General features: G+C 24.1%; 25 protein-coding genes. 17 read left to right on the plus strand and 8 right to left on the minus strand.

All coding sequences use genetic code 11. The features are described from left to right. Nucleotides 1–49: 49 nt before the first annotated feature. Genes yidC through rsmG form a run of 4 tightly spaced genes read left to right on the plus strand, consistent with a single transcriptional unit; the run spans nucleotide 50 to nucleotide 4,749 of the window. Nucleotides 50–733, plus strand: coding sequence for a membrane protein insertase YidC (yidC, locus tag A6P36_RS02535; RefSeq protein WP_066760675.1), 684 nt, complete (start codon nucleotides 50–52; stop codon nucleotides 731–733). Nucleotides 734–790: 57 nt separating this feature from the next. After that, on the plus strand, nucleotides 791–2,161 hold the full coding sequence (gene mnmE, locus A6P36_RS02540; protein ID WP_066760677.1) for a tRNA uridine-5-carboxymethylaminomethyl(34) synthesis GTPase MnmE: 1,371 nt from the start codon (nucleotides 791–793) through the stop codon (nucleotides 2,159–2,161). A 7-nt stretch (nucleotides 2,162–2,168) separates the two neighbouring features. Beyond that, nucleotides 2,169–4,046 carry a tRNA uridine-5-carboxymethylaminomethyl(34) synthesis enzyme MnmG gene (gene mnmG, locus A6P36_RS02545; RefSeq protein WP_066760679.1) on the plus strand — a complete coding sequence of 626 codons (1,878 nt, stop codon included), beginning with the start codon at nucleotides 2,169–2,171 and terminating at the stop codon, nucleotides 4,044–4,046. A gap of 1 nt (nucleotide 4,047) precedes the next feature. Continuing rightward, nucleotides 4,048–4,749: a 16S rRNA (guanine(527)-N(7))-methyltransferase RsmG gene (gene rsmG, locus A6P36_RS02550; RefSeq protein WP_066760681.1), complete on the plus strand. Its 702-nt coding sequence runs from the start codon at nucleotides 4,048–4,050 to the stop codon at nucleotides 4,747–4,749. A gap of 30 nt (nucleotides 4,750–4,779) precedes the next feature. On the opposite strand, the gene A6P36_RS02555 is transcribed toward rsmG, so the two are convergent. Continuing rightward, nucleotides 4,780–5,490: an N-acetylmuramoyl-L-alanine amidase gene (locus A6P36_RS02555; RefSeq protein WP_066760684.1), complete on the minus strand. Its 711-nt coding sequence runs from the start codon at nucleotides 5,488–5,490 to the stop codon at nucleotides 4,780–4,782. A 135-nt stretch (nucleotides 5,491–5,625) separates the two neighbouring features. Here A6P36_RS02555 and A6P36_RS02560 point away from each other — a divergent pair, with 135 nt between their 5' ends. Then, on the plus strand, nucleotides 5,626–6,024 hold the full coding sequence (locus A6P36_RS02560; protein WP_066760685.1) for a hypothetical protein: 399 nt from the start codon (nucleotides 5,626–5,628) through the stop codon (nucleotides 6,022–6,024). On the opposite strand, the gene A6P36_RS02565 is transcribed toward A6P36_RS02560, so the two are convergent. Genes A6P36_RS02565 through A6P36_RS02575 form a run of 3 tightly spaced genes read right to left on the minus strand, consistent with a single transcriptional unit; the run spans nucleotide 6,021 to nucleotide 8,899 of the window. After that, entirely contained in the window at nucleotides 6,021–6,896 is an 876-nt protein-coding gene (locus A6P36_RS02565) for a ParB/RepB/Spo0J family partition protein (RefSeq protein ID WP_066760686.1), read from the minus strand. The genes A6P36_RS02560 and A6P36_RS02565 overlap by 4 nt on opposite strands. Then, complete coding sequence (locus tag A6P36_RS02570) at nucleotides 6,893–7,669, minus strand: ParA family protein (RefSeq protein ID WP_066760688.1); 777 nt, start codon at nucleotides 7,667–7,669, stop codon at nucleotides 6,893–6,895. The genes A6P36_RS02565 and A6P36_RS02570 overlap by 4 nt, the downstream gene beginning before the upstream one ends. Nucleotides 7,670–7,723: 54 nt before the next feature. Further along, the gene (locus tag A6P36_RS02575; RefSeq protein ID WP_066760690.1) at nucleotides 7,724–8,899 is read right to left on the minus strand and encodes an aminotransferase class V-fold PLP-dependent enzyme; all 1,176 of its coding nucleotides are present in this window, start codon (nucleotides 8,897–8,899) and stop codon (nucleotides 7,724–7,726) included. A gap of 61 nt (nucleotides 8,900–8,960) precedes the next feature. On the opposite strand from A6P36_RS02575, the gene A6P36_RS02580 reads away from it, so the two are divergent. The 4 genes from A6P36_RS02580 to rpsR all read left to right on the plus strand — a co-directional run bounded on the left by A6P36_RS02580 (nucleotide 8,961) and on the right by rpsR (nucleotide 10,308). Then, a complete protein-coding gene (locus A6P36_RS02580) occupies nucleotides 8,961–9,194 on the plus strand; it encodes a DUF3343 domain-containing protein (protein ID WP_066760692.1) in 234 nt (77 codons plus the stop codon). 96 nt (nucleotides 9,195–9,290) lie between these two features. Next, on the plus strand, nucleotides 9,291–9,575 hold the full coding sequence (gene rpsF, locus A6P36_RS02585; RefSeq protein ID WP_066760694.1) for a 30S ribosomal protein S6: 285 nt from the start codon (nucleotides 9,291–9,293) through the stop codon (nucleotides 9,573–9,575). 8 nt (nucleotides 9,576–9,583) lie between these two features. Continuing rightward, nucleotides 9,584–10,018 carry a single-stranded DNA-binding protein gene (locus A6P36_RS02590; protein WP_066760696.1) on the plus strand — a complete coding sequence of 145 codons (435 nt, stop codon included), beginning with the start codon at nucleotides 9,584–9,586 and terminating at the stop codon, nucleotides 10,016–10,018. Nucleotides 10,019–10,038: 20 nt separating this feature from the next. After that, the gene (rpsR, locus tag A6P36_RS02595) at nucleotides 10,039–10,308 is read left to right on the plus strand and encodes a 30S ribosomal protein S18 (RefSeq protein WP_066760697.1); all 270 of its coding nucleotides are present in this window, start codon (nucleotides 10,039–10,041) and stop codon (nucleotides 10,306–10,308) included. Between the two features lie 16 nt (nucleotides 10,309–10,324). On the opposite strand, the gene A6P36_RS02600 is transcribed toward rpsR, so the two are convergent. Together A6P36_RS02600 and A6P36_RS02605 are read right to left on the minus strand one after the other, a co-directional pair. Continuing rightward, on the minus strand, nucleotides 10,325–11,308 hold the full coding sequence (locus tag A6P36_RS02600; protein WP_066760698.1) for an ATP-binding protein: 984 nt from the start codon (nucleotides 11,306–11,308) through the stop codon (nucleotides 10,325–10,327). Then, nucleotides 11,301–12,290: a DnaD domain protein gene (locus tag A6P36_RS02605; protein ID WP_066760700.1), complete on the minus strand. Its 990-nt coding sequence runs from the start codon at nucleotides 12,288–12,290 to the stop codon at nucleotides 11,301–11,303. Before A6P36_RS02605 ends, A6P36_RS02600 begins: the two co-directional genes overlap by 8 nt. A gap of 146 nt (nucleotides 12,291–12,436) precedes the next feature. On the opposite strand from A6P36_RS02605, the gene A6P36_RS02610 reads away from it, so the two are divergent. Then, nucleotides 12,437–13,621, plus strand: a complete 1,185-nt coding sequence (locus A6P36_RS02610) for a M23 family metallopeptidase (RefSeq protein ID WP_066760701.1) — start codon at nucleotides 12,437–12,439, stop codon at nucleotides 13,619–13,621. 27 nt (nucleotides 13,622–13,648) lie between these two features. Here A6P36_RS02610 and A6P36_RS02615 read toward each other — a convergent pair whose 3' ends face one another. Continuing rightward, nucleotides 13,649–14,839, minus strand: coding sequence for a S8 family serine peptidase (locus A6P36_RS02615; protein WP_066760703.1), 1,191 nt, complete (start codon nucleotides 14,837–14,839; stop codon nucleotides 13,649–13,651). A 74-nt stretch (nucleotides 14,840–14,913) separates the two neighbouring features. Then, on the minus strand, nucleotides 14,914–15,420 hold the full coding sequence (locus tag A6P36_RS02620; RefSeq protein WP_066760705.1) for a hypothetical protein: 507 nt from the start codon (nucleotides 15,418–15,420) through the stop codon (nucleotides 14,914–14,916). A 132-nt stretch (nucleotides 15,421–15,552) separates the two neighbouring features. Between A6P36_RS02620 and A6P36_RS07925 the strand changes: the two genes are divergently transcribed. From A6P36_RS07925 to A6P36_RS02650, 7 genes are all read left to right on the plus strand, one after another. After that, nucleotides 15,553–15,711, plus strand: coding sequence for a DUF1540 domain-containing protein (locus tag A6P36_RS07925; protein WP_082917568.1), 159 nt, complete (start codon nucleotides 15,553–15,555; stop codon nucleotides 15,709–15,711). A gap of 254 nt (nucleotides 15,712–15,965) precedes the next feature. Then, complete coding sequence (locus A6P36_RS02625; RefSeq protein ID WP_066760711.1) at nucleotides 15,966–17,252, plus strand: UDP-N-acetylglucosamine 1-carboxyvinyltransferase; 1,287 nt, start codon at nucleotides 15,966–15,968, stop codon at nucleotides 17,250–17,252. Between the two features lie 29 nt (nucleotides 17,253–17,281). Next, nucleotides 17,282–18,061, plus strand: a complete 780-nt coding sequence (locus A6P36_RS02630) for an MBL fold metallo-hydrolase (protein WP_066760713.1) — start codon at nucleotides 17,282–17,284, stop codon at nucleotides 18,059–18,061. 5 nt (nucleotides 18,062–18,066) lie between these two features. Then, entirely contained in the window at nucleotides 18,067–18,246 is a 180-nt protein-coding gene (locus tag A6P36_RS02635) for a CxxH/CxxC protein (protein ID WP_082917570.1), read from the plus strand. A 24-nt stretch (nucleotides 18,247–18,270) separates the two neighbouring features. Beyond that, nucleotides 18,271–18,768 carry an SEC-C metal-binding domain-containing protein gene (locus A6P36_RS02640; RefSeq protein ID WP_066760715.1) on the plus strand — a complete coding sequence of 166 codons (498 nt, stop codon included), beginning with the start codon at nucleotides 18,271–18,273 and terminating at the stop codon, nucleotides 18,766–18,768. Beyond that, the gene (locus A6P36_RS02645; protein WP_066760716.1) at nucleotides 18,753–19,157 is read left to right on the plus strand and encodes a 23S rRNA (pseudouridine(1915)-N(3))-methyltransferase RlmH; all 405 of its coding nucleotides are present in this window, start codon (nucleotides 18,753–18,755) and stop codon (nucleotides 19,155–19,157) included. Before A6P36_RS02640 ends, A6P36_RS02645 begins: the two co-directional genes overlap by 16 nt. After that, a partial coding sequence (locus A6P36_RS02650) for a hypothetical protein (protein ID WP_066760717.1) occupies nucleotides 19,157–19,535 on the plus strand: 379 nt, incomplete at its 3' end. The genes A6P36_RS02645 and A6P36_RS02650, both read left to right, overlap by 1 nt.

Here is a 19,535-nt window from a genome sequence, read left to right on the forward strand (position 1 = left end):
TATATTAAAATGGTAAAGATAGTAAAAATTTAAGGGTAGGGGGATTATTTTGTTTGATAGTATAATTAACTTATTAATTAAGGGTTTTGAAGGATTACATGATTTGGTTTTTAAAGTTATTCCAAATGTTAATTTATCTTATGGAATAACTATTATATTAGCGATAATAATCGTTAAGGTAATTACATTACCATTACATATAAAACAAGTTAAAACAACTAAAATTCTTCAAAAAATCCAACCAGAGCTTCAAAAAATTCAAGCAAAGTATAAATCAGATCCACAAAAACAACAACAACAAATATTACAGTTGTATAAAGATTATAAAATAAATCCATTATCTGGATGTTTACCTACTTTTATACAATTACCAATACTTTTATTGTTTTTTCAGTTGTTCTTGAGATTACCAGGTCTTCAAGAAAATACCATTTCATTTTTATGGATTCCTAATTTAGCAGCTAAGGATCCATACTTTATACTTCCTATATTAGCTGTTGTTACTGGTTTTTTACAAGGAAAGTTAAGTATACCAGTTTCAGATGATAATAAAGCTCAGGCACAACAAAATAGAGTAATGAATATTGTTTTATCAGTTATGCTTGGAGTTTTTACAATATCTGTTTCATCAGCAGTTGGGATATATTACGTATTTAGTAACATAATTTCTATTATAATAAGTTTTACAATAAATAAAGTATTGTTGAAAGATGAAGAAGTAACAAAAAAATAAATTTTAAAAATGTGGGTTGTTGAAAACAGCCCATTTTTTTATTGGAGGTGTTGATAAATGAATACAATAGTTGGTTTAGCCACAAGTATTTCAAATAGTGCAGTAAATATTATAAGAATTTCTGGAAATCAAAGTGTGAATATCATAGAAAAAATTTTCCACACAAACACAAAAAGTAGTTTAAATCCAAATGAAATAAAACACGGCTTTATAAAGTATAATGAGGAAGTATTTGATGAAGTATTAGTTAGTTTTATGAAAGCACCTAAAAGCTATACGGGAGAAGATGTTATTGAAATAAATTGTCACGGAGGGATACTTGTTACAAATAAAATTTTAAATTTAGTTATTAGTTTAGGTGCAAAATTAGCAGAACCTGGAGAATTTACTAAAAGAGCTTTTTTAAATGGAAAAATAGATTTAACCAAAGCAGAAGCTATTATAGATTTAATTTATGCAAAATCAGATTTAGAATTAAAATGTGCAATTAATCAAACTACGGGTAAATTATATAAGAAATTAAATTTTATAAAAGAGAAAATTGTTAATATTTTATCTCATGTAGAAGTTATTATTGACTTTGAAGATGAAGTTGAAGATGTTTATAAAAGTGATATAGAAAATGATATTATTAAAATAATAAATGAGGTTCAAGAAATTTTAAAATATAAAGATCAAGGTGTTTTAATAAAACAGGGAATTAAAACATGTATTGTAGGTAAGCCAAATGTAGGAAAGTCATCTTTATTGAATTATTTATGTAATGAAAAAAAAGCTATAGTTACAGATATTCCAGGAACAACTAGAGATATAATTGAGGAAAAAGTAGATATAGGAGGGATTATATTAAATTTATTTGATACAGCTGGAATTAGAGAAAGCAGTGATGTTGTTGAGTCTATAGGAATTAATATGGCAAAGGATAAAATAAAGGAAAGTGATTTAATATTTTTTGTTTTAGATTTAACAAGAGATTTAGATGAGGAAGATTTTAGGATTTATGAATTAATAAAAGATAAAAATATAATATTTTTATTGAATAAATGTGAAGAAATTAATATGTTTGATACCAATGAAATATTTACACAGTTTAAAAATAGTAACGAGGATAATTTAGCTAAAATATCAATTAAGGAAAATTTAGGATTTGATAAGTTAACAAATTTAATTAAAGATAAGTTCTTATTAAGTGATTTAAGTTTAAACACAGAAAGTATAATTTTAACTAATAATAGGCATACTGAAGCATTTAATAATTGTTTAGAATGTTTAAATGATTCACTAAAATCTTTGAAGGATTTAATGCCTTTAGATATTGTTTCAATAGATATAAGAAAAGCATTAAAATATATAATGAATATAACTGGTGAAGATATAAATGAAGTTATTGTAGATAATATTTTTTCTAAATTTTGTATTGGAAAGTAGGTAGAATATGTATTATTTAAGAGGAGAATTTGAAGTTATAGTAATTGGAGGTGGTCATGCAGGTATTGAAGCATCTTTAGCATGTGCACGAATGGGAATAAAGACATTATTGGTTACATTAAATCTTGACTCAATTGGATTTATGCCATGTAATCCAAGTATTGGAGGTACTGCTAAAGGGCATTTAGTTAAGGAAATAGATGCTTTAGGTGGACAAATGGGATTAACAGCAGATGAATGTGTAATTCAGGGAAGAATGTTAAATACTTCTAAAGGTCCAGCAGTACATTCTTTAAGGTTTCAGGTTGATAAATTAAAATATCAAAAATTTATGAAAAATATTTTAGAGAATCAAGAAAATTTAACCTTAATTCAAGGAGAGGTAAAGGAGATACATATTGAAAATAGAGTTGTCAAAGGTATAATACTTACAACTGGAGGATATTTTAAAACTAATGCGGTTGTAGTTTGTACAGGAGTATATTTAAACTCTAAGGTTATAATTGGTGAAAATATATTTGATTCAGGACCAAATGGATTATCAAATTCAAAATTTTTAACTAAAACTTTTTTAGATTTAGGGGTAAGTATAAGAAGATTCAAAACAGGAACACCAGCTAGGATTAATAAACAAAGTGTTGATTTTTCAAAAGTAGAAAAGCAAGAAGGAGATATAGATATAACACCATTTTCATTTCTTAATAAAGCATTAAAAATTGATCAAGTAGAATGTTATTTAACTTATACTAATGAAAAGACGCATAATATTATAAAAAATAATATAGATAAATCACCAATGTATAATGGATCAATAAAAGGAATAGGACCGAGATATTGTCCATCAATTGAAGATAAAATAATGAGATTTGGAGATAAGAGTAGACATCAAATTTTTATAGAACCAGAAGGTTTACATACAAGTGAAATGTATCTACAAGGAATGTCTTCTTCTCTTCCAGAGAATATTCAAATAGATATGATTAAAACCATAAGTGGACTTGAAAATGTTGAAATTATGCGTACGGGATATGCAATTGAGTATGATGTTTTTGATACTCAAGAATTAAAATTAACGTTAGAATTCAAAAATATTAAAGGATTATTTTCAGCAGGTCAAATAAATGGAACATCTGGATATGAAGAAGCAGCTTCACAAGGATTAATTGCAGGTATAAATGCTGCACTTTATTCAAAGAAAAAAGAACCATTTATTTTAGATAGAAGTGATGCATATATAGGCGTGTTGATTGATGATTTAATAAATAAAGGAACAGATGAACCTTACAGAATTATGACCTCTAGAGCTGAATATAGATTATTACTTCGTCAAGATAATGCAGATTTAAGATTAACACAAAAAGGTTATGATATTGGAATTGTTGATGAAAAAAGATATAAGATTTATAAAGATAAAAAAAATAAAATAGATAATGAAATAATTCGAATTAAGAATTTGATTATAAATAATTCTAATACAACAAATAAAATTTTAGAATCCATAAATTCAGTACCATTAAAAAAGCCTATAACATTATATGAATTAATAAAAAGGACTGAGCTTGATTATTATAAAGTTAAATTATTAGATGAAGCCCGAATGGAATTAGATCCAGACATATGTAATCAAATTAATATAATATCAAAATATGAAGGATATATAGAAAAACAAAAAGATGAAGTAAAGGGATTCAAAAAAATGGAAAACAAATTAATTCCTGAAAAGATAAATTATAATGATATAAAAGGATTAAGATTAGAAGCTATACAAAAATTAAATAAAATTAAACCTAGAAGTTTAGGTCAAGCTTTACGTATACCAGGAGTATCATGTGCAGATATAACTGTTTTAATGTTATATATAGAAGCGCTAAAAAGGAGTAATTAATATGAAGTATTTTTGCTTAATGAAAAATTTTTGCGACAAATTAAATATAAAATTTGATGAGAACATATATGAAAAATTTATGATTTATATGAAGGAGTTAATTGAATACAACAAAAAGATAAATTTGACATCTATAACAAATGAGGATCTCATTATAAATAGACATTTTTTAGATTCTATTTCTATATTTAATTATAAAATAGAGGAAAATGCAACAATATGTGATATTGGAAGTGGAGCAGGATTTCCGGGAATACCAATGAAAATAATTAGAGATGATTTAAAGATTGATCTTGTTGAATCAACTAATAAAAAAGTTGAATTTTTAAAATACATAGTAGATATTTTAAATATAAAAAATATAAATATTATTAATAAGAGGGTTGAAAATGTTTCACATGAAACATTTTATAGAGAAAAATATGATTATGTTGTATCTAGAGCTATGGCAAGATTAGATAAATTGTTAGAAATGTCATTTTCATTGGTAAAGATTAATGGTAAATATATAGCTCTAAAAGGTAAAAAAAGCGATGAAGAATTGGAAAAAGCATATAACACTATAAATAAAATGGGAGGTGTTTTAGATACTAAGATATATTTAAAAGAATTTGATAGTAATTTAGTTATTATAGATAAAATTTATAAAACTCCAGAAATATATCCAAGAAAATATAATTTGATATTAAAAAAACCATTATAACGAAAGCTTAACAGCTTTCGTTATTTTTATTTATATATAAGAATTTTTTAATTCAATAAATTCACTACTATTCATAACAGAATTAACGAAATCTTCTAAAGATGCTTGTTTTGATTTTATTTTATTATACCAAAAACTTTTTCCCTCATAATCAGGTGTTCTATTGAAAAAAGCTATATATACATTATCGATAAAATTACTTATTTTATCATAAATAATAATTTCATTATTATTTGTACTTTGATCAGATTCATTTATATAATAGCGATTAACTTTAGTTAAAAAATCATCCCAAAGCATCCAATTATTTTTACTCATGGAATTAGGACAAATTTTTCTACTTGCATCATAATGTCTGACTACATTTTCTAAAGGTATGTTATATTTTTTCATAAGGAAAGATGTTAATTCAGCAGCTTTGTCAAAGGCAATATTAAAATTACCATTCATATTTATACAAATTTCTATACCTAAACTATTTTCATTTGTTATTCCATATTTACCATTACCATCTCCACAATGCCAAGCTTTATCAGAATCTTTTATTATTCTTAAAACTTGAGTATCATCTACAAAGTAATGAGCAGATGATTGCCTATCGGCTGAATTAAAGAATGAAAAATGAGCATTCGCATCAGCACCTTTAGAAGTATTTCCAGTGTCATGAATTACAATATATTTTATAGAAGTTCCTTTTCTAGATGAAAAATTATATTTTACTAATTTTTCATTTATTTCCATATAAAATCTCCTTTGTAAAAATTTACTATTTAGAATATGAAAAATAGAGCCTTACTGTGAATGAAAATTCGTAGAATAATAAAATTTTTATTAGGAAAAATATTTTGTATTAATTTATTTGTGGAGGAGAGTTTAATGAAAAATTATATTATTAGGTTTATTTGCATTGTATTTTTTATGTGTTTTATAACGAATATTACACAAGTTAAATCAAATACAAATTTAAATAATTGTAAGTTTTTTTTGAGAGTAAGTGAGAAATATGATAATGAAAATAAAAGTAAATGGGAAAAGATTATAGAGGAAAGAAATAATATATTAAAATATGTAAAAGGTAATGATAAATATGAGGAATATAAGAGTTATATAAATAAGAATAAAAAATTAATTCATGTAAAAAGAAAATATGTAAATAGGCTTAATTATAGCATGGAAAATTTTAATGAATATAAAATAAAAAGATATTTAAAAGTAATTTTAAATATCTTTGAAGAAGAAAATGAAAATTTAAAAAAATATTTTAATATAAATTAATTAGTTTCATTTAAATAAATAAGACCAAGTATTCGATTTAAATCTTCTGGAGAGTAATATTCTATTTGAATATTACCTTTATTTTTTTTATCATTAATTGAAACTTTGGTACCAAAATAATTTTCAAGCTTTGTTTTTAAACTGGTTATATAAGTGTTGTTAATTTTATTTTTAGGTTCTTTTTTAGAAGTATTATTATTTAGCATTTGAATTAATTTTTCTGTTTGTCTCACATTCAAACATTCATCTATAATTTTATTTGAAATCTCAATTTGTAAATTTTCATCTTTTATACCAACTAAAATTTTAGCATGACCTTCTGAAATTTCTTCATTTAATATATAGTCTTGAACAACATTTGATAATTTGAGTAATCTTAATTTATTTGTAACTGAACTTCTAGATAATGATAATTTTTTAGATAAAGCTTCCTGAGTTATATTAAAATTATCAATAAGATTTTTAAATGCATGAGCTTCTTCAATTGGATTTAAGTCTTGTCTTTGAATATTTTCTATTAATGATATTTGTAAAATTTCTTCATCAGATTTTTCAACAATTAAACAGGGAATTTTACTTAAATTAAGATGTTTAGCAGCTCTATATCTTCGTTCTCCAGCTATTATCATGTAAAATTTATCTTTTTCACTTACGATTAATGGTTGAATTATACCATGAGTTTGTATAGATTCGGCTAAAGATATAATACTATCCTCATCAAAAAATTTTCTGGGTTGATTTGTATTTGCTTTTATTAAATTTATATCAATATCTATATAATTATTTTTATTTGTTTTAGAAGTATTATTATCTATGTTTTCATAATTTGGTATTAAAGAACTTAGTCCTTTACCAAGTACACTTTTTTTCATAAACCACTTCTCCTTTGTTTTGATATAAATTCTTTTGATAGGTTTTTATAAGATAATGCTCCTTTACATTTTTCATCATAAAGCATTATTGGTAGACCGTAACTTGGAGCTTCTGCGAGTTTTATATTTCTGGGAATAATCGTATTAAAAACTTTATCTCCAAAAAAATTTTTAACCTCTATAACTATTTCATTACTGAGTTTTGCTCTTGAATCATGCATACTAAGAATTACACCTTCTATGTATAAATCTTTATTTAGAGAGTTATTCACCAAATTAACAGTATGTATTAATTGACTAAGTCCTTCTAGTGCGTAAAACTCACATTGTATTGGTATAATCAAACTATCACTAGCAACGAGAGCGTTGAGAGTTAAAAAACCTAAAGAAGGAGGACAATCTATAAAAATAAAGTCAAAACTATCATTTAATTTACATAGGGCATTCTTTAAAATAAATTCTCTTTTTTTAACATTTGATAATTCCACTTCAGTAGCAGCTAACTCAACAGAAGATGGAATAATATATAAATTTTTAATTATTTCACTTTCTACGATTAATGAATTTATATCTAAATTTTCAACAAATAAATTATATATTGAGTAATTGAGTTTTGATTTATCAACCCCTAAACCACTTGTAGTATTCCCTTGAGGATCTATATCTATTATTAAAACTTTAAAACCTTCTAAAGCTAAATAACATGAGAGATTTATATTGGTAGTTGTTTTACCAACTCCCCCTTTTTGATTAAAAATGCAAATTTTCTTCATACACTTTTAAAGTTGCACCACCTTTTAAATTTTAAATAAGTTTCACGTGAAACGTTAGTAATAATTATTTTTAGATATTTTATATAAGCTTGAAATTAAAAAGTTTATATCATCTTGAGTATTAAAAATACTTGGACTAATTCTGATACATCCATAAGGGAAAGTTTTTATAAGTTTATGAGTGTTTGGAGCACAATGTAGGCCAGCTCTTACACTTATGTTAAAGTATTTATCTAATATAAAAGCTACTTTATCTGGAGATAAGTTTTTATAATTTATACATAATGTGGAATTTTGATTGGTTAAATTAACGTTATTGAGTATTATTATATCATTAATATTTTTGATTTCATCATAAATGTTTTTAAGAATTTGTTTTTTGTGATTAAAAATATTGTTAATACCAAATGAATTAATAAAATCTATACCGCTAAGTAATGAAGAAATTCCAATCATGTTTTGTGTTCCAATTTCAAAGTAATCAGGCATATTAGTTTTTGATACCAAATTTGAGCTTTCACTACCGGTTCCACCTAAGAAAAAATTTTCACAATTGTTTAATAAATCATCTGAAATTATAAAACCACCTATACCTTGAGTAGAAAATAAATTTTTGTGGCCTGTAAATATTATTGCCGAAAAATATAAATTACTCAAATCAATATTAACAATTCCACCACTTTGTGCTATATCTATTATGAAAAATATATTGTTTTCTTTGCAAATTTTAGATAATATATTTAAATTTTGTATATTACCTATAACGTTTGACATATGAGAAATTATTAAAAATTTTGTATTATATTTAATTTTATTTTTAAAATCATCTATATCTAAAAAATTATTACCAATACAATTAATAAAGTCTAATTCTATTTTTCCTTTGTTTTTCAAATTTATTAGTGGACGAACTGTTGAATTGTGATCTAAATTAGAAATTAATATATGAGGTTTATTATTAAATAAATCTGAATTAATAAAACTGCTTAAAATTAAATTAAAAGCATAGGTTGCGTTATATGTAAAAACTATATTTTCACTTTTATTGTAATTAAATAATGAACATAAAGCTTGTTTGCATTCAAATAAAATTTTATTTGAAGTCATAGAAAGTTTATAACTACCTCTACTGGAACTTGCACCTATATTTGAAATAAAATTATTGATAGATTCTATTACATTATTAGGTTTTGGAAAACTAGTAGAACAGTTATCAAAATATAAATTCATAAAATCACCCAAGAATAATATATCAAAAAAATTTTTTGTTTAATAGTTTAAGGAGTTAAAAATGGATTACATATTAATTTTTATAAATACCCATAATGCACTTTTGTGTGAAAAAATATTAAAAGATATGGAAATAGATGTAAATATACTACCTACACCTTCACATATATCTAATAGCTGTGGTATTAGTATAGGTATAAGTAATAATGATTTTGATAAAATTAACGATTTGATTTTAAATAATAAAATTTTTGTTAAATTTATATACGATGTTAAGAATAATTGTCAAATTTAAATAATTTTGATTTTTCTGAATTAAAGTGTTATAATGTGTCTTAACGTTGCCCTGCTACTTTTGTAGCCGTGAGTCCGGAGGGAGGTGAAATATAATATGAGAAAATATGAAACTGTATTTGTACTTAGTCCAGAAATAATTGAAGATCAAGTTAATTCAACAGTTGACAAAGTTAAGTCTATAATTGAAAAGTCAAATGGGAAAATTGAGAACGTTGATTTTTGGGGAAAAAAGAAGTTAGCTTATGAAATTAATAAGAAAAATGAAGGATATTTTATTTTAATTGATTTCTGTAGTGATGAAGATTTTCCAAAAGAGTTGGATAGAAATTTTAGAATTATGGATTTGGTTATTAGACACATAATAGTTAAAAAAGATTAGAGGAAAATATGAATAAAGTAATTTTAATTGGTAGACTTACCAAAGATCCAGAATTAAGATTTACACCAAGTGGTATAGCGGTTTCAACGGTTGTATTAGCTATAGATAGAAAAATTTCTTCTAAAGATCAAGAAAAAAGTACAGATTTTATTCAAGTTATAATATGGGGGAAACAAGCAGAAGCAACGGCAAATTACATAAGTAAAGGATGTAAGTTTGGAGTTTGTGGAAGAATTCAGACTAGAAATTATAACGATAAAGATGGAAACAAGAAATATGTAACTGAAGTTGTAGCTGAGGAAGTTTCTTTTATTGAATGGGGAAATAAGAACGATAGACGTTCGCCTGAAATGGGTAATAGCAACTTTGATACTAATGTTAATTATGGTAATTTACCAAATGATGATATGACTTTAATCGATGATGAGGATGTACCATTTTAAGAAGGGAGGGATAGAGTTATATGAACGGAAATACTACAAATAAGACACAAGAAGCGAGAAAAAATAACTTTAGAGGAAGAAAAACAAGAAAGAAAGTTTGTTCTTTTTGTGTTGAAAAATCAACAAGTATAGATTATAAAGATATAAATAAACTTAAAAAATTTATAACTGAAAGAGGTAAAATTTTACCTAGAAGAATTTCGGGAACTTGTGCTAAACATCAAAGAGAAGTTACTAAAGCTATAAAAATTGCAAGGAATATAGCGTTACTTCCATTTACAACAGATTAAGAATAAGAGAGTGTGATTAAAACACTCTCTTATTCTTAATTTTTTTTTGTATTCTAATGTCTTGATCAACAAAAAAATTAAAAATTAGAAAATCTCCAAAAATTCTTGAGGATATTCTATCTGAATAATTTTGTTGAAGCGATTTTAATGTAAAATTTGTAGATATTAATAATTTTTTATTTAAAATAATTTTTTTGTTTAAAAAGTTGAAAAAGTACGAGTAATAAAAATTATTAGGAGTTTCAGTACCTAAATCATCTATTATTAATAGATCGCATTGCATTAAAATAGAATCATCTATTTTATTTGAATTATCGTTTTTAAATGAATAATAGTTATTAAGTTCATTAAATAAATCTTCAGAAGTTTTATATATAACTAAATATCCTTTTTCTAAAAGTTCCTTAGCTATACAGTGACTTAAAAATGTTTTTCCGCTTCCACATTCCCCAGTAAATAATAAATTTGTATTTGTAGATTCAAAGGTTTTAATATAATTCAAAATATTTTTATATATATTTTTAATATTCTCATCAGGTGTAGTAGAATGGTTTCCAATGTGATTTTTAGAATAGAAATTAAAATCAAAATTTTCAAAATTATTTTCCTGTATTAATATTTTAAGTTCAGAATCATTTAAATAGAGAGAACTTAAATTTTTAAAAAAACATGAGCATTTTTTATTTAATATGTAACCAGTATCTTTACAATTTTTACAATCGTAAATGTTGTCTAAGTAATTTTCAGGTAAATTTATAGATATAAGCATATTATTTTTTTTTGATCTTAAGGAAGATATTTTTAATTTTAATTCATTTATAGAAGATTTATTTTTACATTTAATCATATTTAAATAAATAGTTGCTATATTTTTTTCAATATCTAATATCTCGGGGTGTATTTTTTTTATATAATCTCTTCTTTTTATCAGTTCGTTTAAATTAGTTTGTCTAATGTTTTTGTAAAGATTTTCTATTTTTTCACCATATCCTTTAATCATTAGAATTGTTTCCTTCATCATCATTTTTAATTAAAAGTTTTTCAAGTTTATCGTAATCATATATTCTTTGGGGGAAATTTGAAAAATTATTTTTTGATTTGGTTTTAGAAAATCCTTTTATAAATGAATTCTTATTATTTTCATACTTCTCAAAATCTTGGATAGTTAAAATTTTTGAATTTTTAAAGTTATTTAAAATTCCATCAATGTAATTAAAATCAGTTTTTGAAAGCTTAGAAAAACATATATCACAAGCTTTGTAAATAAGCTCAATAGGCATATTGTAAGCTATAAGCCATTTATTAAAAAGATCTTCTTGAGGTTTTCCAATTTCATTATCAGACATTCCTAGATAGTTAAGTATTTTTCTATAATTAACGAATTGCTTTTCACGTTTTTCAGTGTAAATCATTGCCTCATCTAATGTTTTAATATTTAAATCAGACCAAGCTATTGCTACTTTTTCAATATATCTAAAATCTTTTTTATTTTTATTTACGCAATAGCTTATTAAATAAAGAATTAATTCATATGAAAAATTAAAAATTTTAGTCCAATTTATGTAAGTTTCCATTTCCTTTTGTGAAAGAGGTCTACCTATTATCATTTCAACTTCTTTAAAGAAATCAATTAAATTATTGTCGTTAATTTCATTTATTAAATTTAATGAAGATGTAACAGAAGATGATTCTGAAAGTTTTAAAAATTCTATATTTGAAATTTTATCATCTATAGTTGTGAGTTTTATAACTCCCATATCGTTCCAGTAATTAAGGGCATTTTTTATATCTGATTCTAATAAGTTTAAATTTTTAGCGAGGAACGATGAATCAAAACCTACTTCTCCACAGGAAGCGTATTTAAGAATAAGTATAAATATTTTTACATATTCTCCTCTAGCTTTTGGAAGAAAATTGTCAATAAAATTGTTATCTAAAAGAGTGTAATTAAAAAAAGGAGTATTTAATTTATATAAACTCATTTAATTTAACCTTTCAAAAAAATTTTTATATAAAATTATAACATTTTTTTATTTAAATAAGTATAAAAAAGGAATAATTTATCAAAAATGGATAAATAATAACTCCAAATATATTTTTTTCATAGAGGAGATGACTTAAAGGTACTATGTATAGATTTAAACACAAAATGTCTATATCAGTAATTTTAATGATTATTAATTTTGTTAGTATAATTTTAATAATTTCATATTTATCGGGAAAAACTCTGGGGTATGAAATGATAATAAATGATGAATTTAGTACATATGTTAAAGATAAAAAAATATTGAATGAATATTATTTTGAAAAACTACACAATACTAGTAGTGAATCAAGAAAATTTGTAAAAAGTGATTCAATTAATTTTAATTTAAAATTGATTGATAAAGATGAGTATCTTGAAACAAATGAAGCAATTGAGTTTTTAGATAAAAATATTAATCTATATGTTGAAGGATACAACTTAATTCTTGATGGTAAAAAAATTGCAAACATAGACGGAAAAGAAGTGTTTGATAATGTGAAGGAGAGATTAATTAAGTATTATTTGAAAGAGCATAATTTAGAAAATTCTCAAATTAACTGGACGAAAATAAAAGAAGATGTAAAACTCGAGAAAGATGTAATAAATTTAAAGAGTTTACTTTCAGAAGATGAGCTTTATGATTTTATCATAAGTAATAACAAAAATAACAACACAATTGCTACAGTCGAAATAGTAGCGAGGAAAACATATTTAGAAAACAATTTAGGAAACAAAATACAAGTGGTGTCACTCTCTAGTCAAAGCAATCAAAAAGAGCAATATAATAAGAAAAATTTTGATCGTGAAGTTGTTAATGAGATTACTTATAATAATGATAAATACATTGGTATGAGAAGAGTATCATCTAAGACTTTAAAGCCTTCTTTAAGTGAGGTTCAGGGAAATGAGCTTTTCTATTTAAATAATCCTTCTAAAAATAATGTTATAACTTCTCCATTTGGGTTAAGATGGGGAGGAGAAAAACATCATGGGATTGATATTGCAGGAAATATAGGAGATCCTATATTTGCAGCAGAATCAGGGTTTGCAAGTTTAGTATCTTACAATAGTATATATGGAAATTATATGAAGCTTAATCATGGAAAAGGAGTTGAAACTTTATATGGACATTGTGATGTTATGTTTATAAAGGAAGGGGAATATGTTACTAAAGGACAAATAATAGGTAAAATAGGAAATACAGGGAGAAGTACCGGACCCCATTTGCATTTTGAAGTTAGGGTAAACGGTAAAGCAGATAATCCGTTGAATTATGTAGCTTATTAGAATAAACAAACAACAAGAGTTGTTTATTTATTCTAGTAATTGATTCACGTTAACTGTACCTAAACCTTGTATTGAAGTATCTACATCCTGTATTTTATTACAACACAATTTCAAAAGCGATAATGAGTCACGTATATTTATGGAAATATTTTTCTGTTTTAATAAAGCTAATAAGCTGCAAATATAAGCACATGAACATGAAGTTCCAAAATATTCAACAAATGAATTTTTAATTTTAGGTGGATATATATATTGATTATTTCTTTCAGGTACATATTTAGGATCTATATTTGATAGATAGATATTTTCATAAATAGATATTAGTGTAGGTTTTAGTAATTTCTTATTTGAAATACCACAGGAGGATTCATTTAAATTTAATCCTCCTACGGTTATACAGTTATTCAAAAGAGAAAGACCTTTTAAAGAAGTATAATTACTTGAATTATTACCCAGTGGAATCGTTATAATAATGTTTTGTTTTGAAAGTTCATCGAAGAAATATTGAAAAATAGTTAGGATAAATTCGTTAAATTCATTAAGTTCAAATGGAAGACATAATAATTGGAGATTTAATTTAGTTGAGTTTTCGTATAATAGATCAAGTGCTTTGAAAATTAAAGAGCAGTAAGATTTATTGTACTTATCAAAAGCTTTTATAACACAAAAATCACATTCAGATGCATTTTTAATAATGTTATTTTTGTAAATAAATTTATCTCCTATTATAGTACACATAGCGGTTCCGTGCCCATTATCATCGTATGGGTATATATAATCATTTATTAAGTCTTTAAATAATTTAATTCTATTTTTAGGTTTTGTAAAACTTTCAAGGGGATATATTCCAGAATCTATTAATCCAACTGTTATATTTTTTCCAGTTAGATTTGAATTATATGAAATGACTTTTGAATCTGGTGTTTTTACACTTGATAGTGTTTTATTTGCACATAAAAAAATTTCAGCATCTAGGGATATATAATCGATTTCTGGATATTCAATGAGGTTTGATAAAAGCCTATGAGTTATTATTAAGCAAAGTATATTGATATGTTCTAGTATGTGTATAATTTTACATTGAGTAGAGTTTTTAAGTTTTTTTATTAATTTTGGGGAGGGAGATTTTAATTTAATTATTACTCTATAATTTGTGAGTATATTTTTTTTAAATATGTTTAAAAGATTGGAATGTAATTTTTTTTTAAAATTAATCATAAAAAGTCACCTAAAAAATTTAATGTAGCTATATTAATTAGTTTATTACATTAAAAATTTTAGGTGATTTTTTATTATATATTTTTAAATTGAATAGAATCTATTAGATTATTTTTTTTATGATTATGTTTTAATATGTTAAGTGAATTAATTTTTATATAATTTGGAAATAAGATGTTGTTTAAGTTAATATTAATTTTATTAAATGACATGTAATCTATATAAAAATAATTCCATTTATTTAATTTTTCATAATTTTTTATATCATTTAAGATCAATTCTTCTTCTAATATTCTCTGTATAGTTGATAAAAATCCTTTAGGCTCTATTAATAAATAAATATTTTTGGTTAAATCTTGTTTTATATTTGATATATTTACTCTAAAAGTTTGAATTTTTGAAAGATTTTTAAAAATAGAATTTTTAATTTTAGTATAGTGTTCATAATTTAATGAAAGTATAGGAATAAAAAAATTTTGCTTTGATTTTAAATTTTTAAATGATTTTATATTTTGAGATTGAAAATAGTTTAGGTTTTCAATGGATTCATCAGTTAAGTTACAACTAATTAAATATTTCATTTAAAATATTGGTTATATAACCAAAATCCTCCTTTAACTTTAATAACAAAATTATAGCATAATGGAGAATAAAAAAATAATAAGAATTAATAATAAGTATGTAGATTTTATTAAAAAGGTAGAGGTAAGTTTATGGTAAAAAATAATAATATACTTTGTAATGTTACAGAATGTAAATTTAATGATAAAAATCAAAATTGTACGTTAGAGCAAATTAAAATAACAAAACATGAAGCTATTGCTAAAAATATAGAATCTACAGATTGCGCGAGTTTTCAGTCTATGAAATAAATAGAGTATTCCATTTTAATTTTTGGAAAAGTTGAAATGGAGTACTCCATTTTTTATATATGAATAAAAAGTTTTAATTAAAGGAATAATAACAACTAAAATTTAGAAAAATATTATGTTAATTCTTAAGAATGTTGACAATGAAGATTAATAAAATTAGAATATTTAATAGCGACTTTTAAAATAGTTTAAGGAAGATTATTTATGAAATAATTTTTAGATATATTTAAACTTAATCTAAGTAGGGAGAAGAAATGGAAAAGATTATTATAAATGGATCTAATCCGCTTTATGGAAGTGTAGAAATTAGTGGAGCTAAAAATGCAGCAGTTGCAATAATACCAGCGGCTGTTATGTGTGGTTTTGGCAAATGTGTGATAGATAATATTCCAGACATAGAAGATGTAAATAAATTAGTTAGAATATTAAGAGATCTTGGAGCTAGAGTTACCAGGATAAAGAATACTTTAATAGTAGATAGTTCTAATATTAAAAGTTATATAGCTAATGGTGAAGATGTACATAACATGAGAGCATCTTATTATTTAATAGGGGCATTACTTGCAAGATTTAAGAAAGCTGTTGTAGATCTTCCGGGAGGATGTAGTATAGGAGATAGACCAATAGATCAACATATAAAAGGATTGGAAAAGTTAGGAGTAAATATAAAAATACAACATGGTTCAGTTGTAGCTGAAGCAGATAAGTTAGTTGGAGATAGTATTTTTTTTGATGTAGTTAGTGTTGGAGCTACAATTAACGTTATGCTTGCTGCTTGTTTTGCTGAAGGAGTTACTATACTTGAAAATGTTGCTAAAGAGCCACATGTTGTTGATGTTGCTAATTTTTTAAATTTAATGGGAGCAAATATAAAAGGTGCTGGAACAGATATTATAAAAATAACAGGTGTTAAGAAATTAAAGGGATGTAATTATTCTATAATACCAGATCAAATTGAAGCATCTACCTATATGATGGCTGTTGCAGCATGTAAAGGAGAAGTTTTAATAAAAAATATTATTCCTAAGCACTTAGAATCTGTAACTGCTAAGCTCATAGAAATGGGTGTTACTATTTGTGAATATGATGATAGTATAAAAATAAAAAGTAATGAGAGATTAAGGGGAGTTAATATTAAAACTTCACCATATCCAGGTTTTCCCACAGATGTTCAGCAAATAATTGGTGTTTTAATGAGTGTTTCTCAAGGAACTAGTATAATTAGCGAGAGCATATTTGAAAACAGATTTAAATATTTTGATGAGTTAAAGAAAATGGGTGTAGATGTAAAAATAGAGGGAAGAGCTGCCATCATAAATGGAGTAAGTAGATTAACAGGTTGTAAACTAAAGGCAACAGATTTAAGAGCGGGAGCTGCTATGATTATAGCTGGTCTTGTTGCAGAAGGAGAGACTGAGATAACTTCTATTGAACACATAGATAGAGGATATCCGGATATAGAGGAGAAATTTAGACAATTGGGAGCTAATATATATAGAACTTTAAATAGTGATATTAAAGAGTTTAAGAATATAATATAGTTTAAAAGTTTATTTTGGAGATATAATTAATGTATTTTTGTTCCATAAGTAGTGGAAGTTCGGGAAATTGTATTTATGTTGGAAGTTATAAAACTAAAGTCTTAATTGATGCTGGAATTTCCAAAAAAGCTGTTACAAGTGCTTTACAGCTTATAAAAGTTAATCCTAAATCAATAAATGGTATATTTATCACTCATGAACATTTAGATCATTATAAAGGAGTTTGTACTTTATCTAGGGGTTTTGATATACCAGTTTATTTAAATAAAGCTACTTATGAGGCTTTAAAAGATAAAAAATTTGATGTTAAAAAGGTTAATATACTAGAAAATAATGAATTTACAATTGGGGATTTAGATATAAAAATGTTTAAATTACCTCATGATGCTGCTGATCCAGTAGGATATAGTATTATGAATAATAAAAAGAGAATAAGTATAGCCACTGATATGGGATATGTATCTAAAGAAGTATTTGAAAATTTAAAAGATGCTGATGTTGTTTTGATTGAAAGCAATTATAATGAGGAAATGGTAAAAATGAGTGCGTATCCTTATTTTTTAAAGCAAAGAATATTAAGTAATTTTGGACATTTATCTAATGAACAGTGTGCAAAGATAGTAGTTGAATTAGCCAAAATTTCTCCTAAGAAAATAATTTTGGGACATTTAAGTAATGTAAATAATTTTCCTGAACTTGCTTATAAGACAGTGGAAAAGGCACTTTGTATCAATGGTTTTAAAATTGGGAGTGATTTAGAATTAACTGTTGCACATAGATCTTTGCCAAGTAATTATATGAGGATTTAAATTTTGTGGTGTTTAAAAAGTGTGAGTTTTATGCATGTGAAAGTCATGTAGAGTATGTTATTGATGATTTTATAAATTTATATGGTGTGACTCCGGATTTGAATTTCAATGATAATATTAATGAGGTTTGTTGTGAGTATTGTCATGAATTTGCAAAATATGTATTGAGGTTTATTGAAGATTGATTATATTTTGAAGAGGTGTTTTTTATGAATTTATATGAAAAATGGACTAATATGGTTACTGAATTTGTTAAAACTAAAGGTGAAATTGCTTTTTGGAATGAATATAAAAATGTTGAGTTAAAAATTTATAAAGATATATTGGGAAATAAAAATTTTTCTTTTAAGTCAAGTGTATTAGATTTATCAAAAAAGTATGATATAAATGAAGATTTTATAGTTGGATTTGTTGATGGAATAAATGAGAGTTTAAATAAACAAATTGACGTTGAAAATATAACTGTTGAAGAAGAAATTGAATTTGAAATTGATGTTGAAAAATTATATTTTAATATGTTAGATGCTAAGGCAGATTATTTATACAATTTGAAAGAGTGGAAAGAAATTTTATCAAGTGAAAAAATAAAAAGTATTACAAGCAATTGGAGAAGTTCAAAAATTGTATTGAATCCAGTTAAAATAGGAAGAAATGAATTATGTACTTGTGGAAGTGGGAAAAAATATAAGAAGTGTTGCGGAAAATAAATCTTATTTGTGTTGGTAATTTAAAGAAAGAATATTTAAAAAATTTAGAAAGAAACTATTTGAGTGATATAAATTTAATTGTTATTAAAGAGAGTAATAAGGAAATTGAAAGTAATGAAATTTTAAATATTTTAAATAGATTTAAAGAGAAATTTTGTGTTTTATTTGATTTAAAAGGTAAATCAGCTAATTATTATGTTAATAGAATTTCAAATGAATTTTATAAGGGATTGAATGTATTTTTTATAGTTGGTGGAAGTTATGGAGTTAATTATAACTTAAGTAAAAATTGTGACTTGGTTTTAAAAATTAGTGATTTTACATATTCTCATCAAATTTTTAGAATAAGTTCAATTTTATTTATTAGAAAGATTTTATTTAATTTGTAATGAAAGTTAATATATTTTTAAATGAAAAGTTTATTAAAAATAGATATATAAAAGAGAGTATAAATGATTATAAAAAAAGATGTAGTAAATTTGTTATAGTAAATTTGTTGTATAAATTAGATTTAGATTTGTTTTTAGAAAGTACAAGTTATAACATAAATGTTACTGAAAAGGGTAGGTATGTAAATTCAATATCCTTTAGTGAAATCATAAATAATTGCTCATTAAATAGATTTAAAAATATAAATGTAGTTTTTGATTATAAAAATTTAAATCTTAAAGATGATATTTGTTTTTGCAATGTTGATATATTATCGAGTGGTTTTTTATATGTTATGGTTTTAGAACAAGTATATAGATCTTATAAGATAATTAATA

The organism is Candidatus Arthromitus sp. SFB-turkey, assembly GCF_001655775.1.
Classification (GTDB): domain Bacteria; phylum Bacillota; class Clostridia; order Clostridiales; family Clostridiaceae; genus Dwaynesavagella; species Dwaynesavagella gallinarum.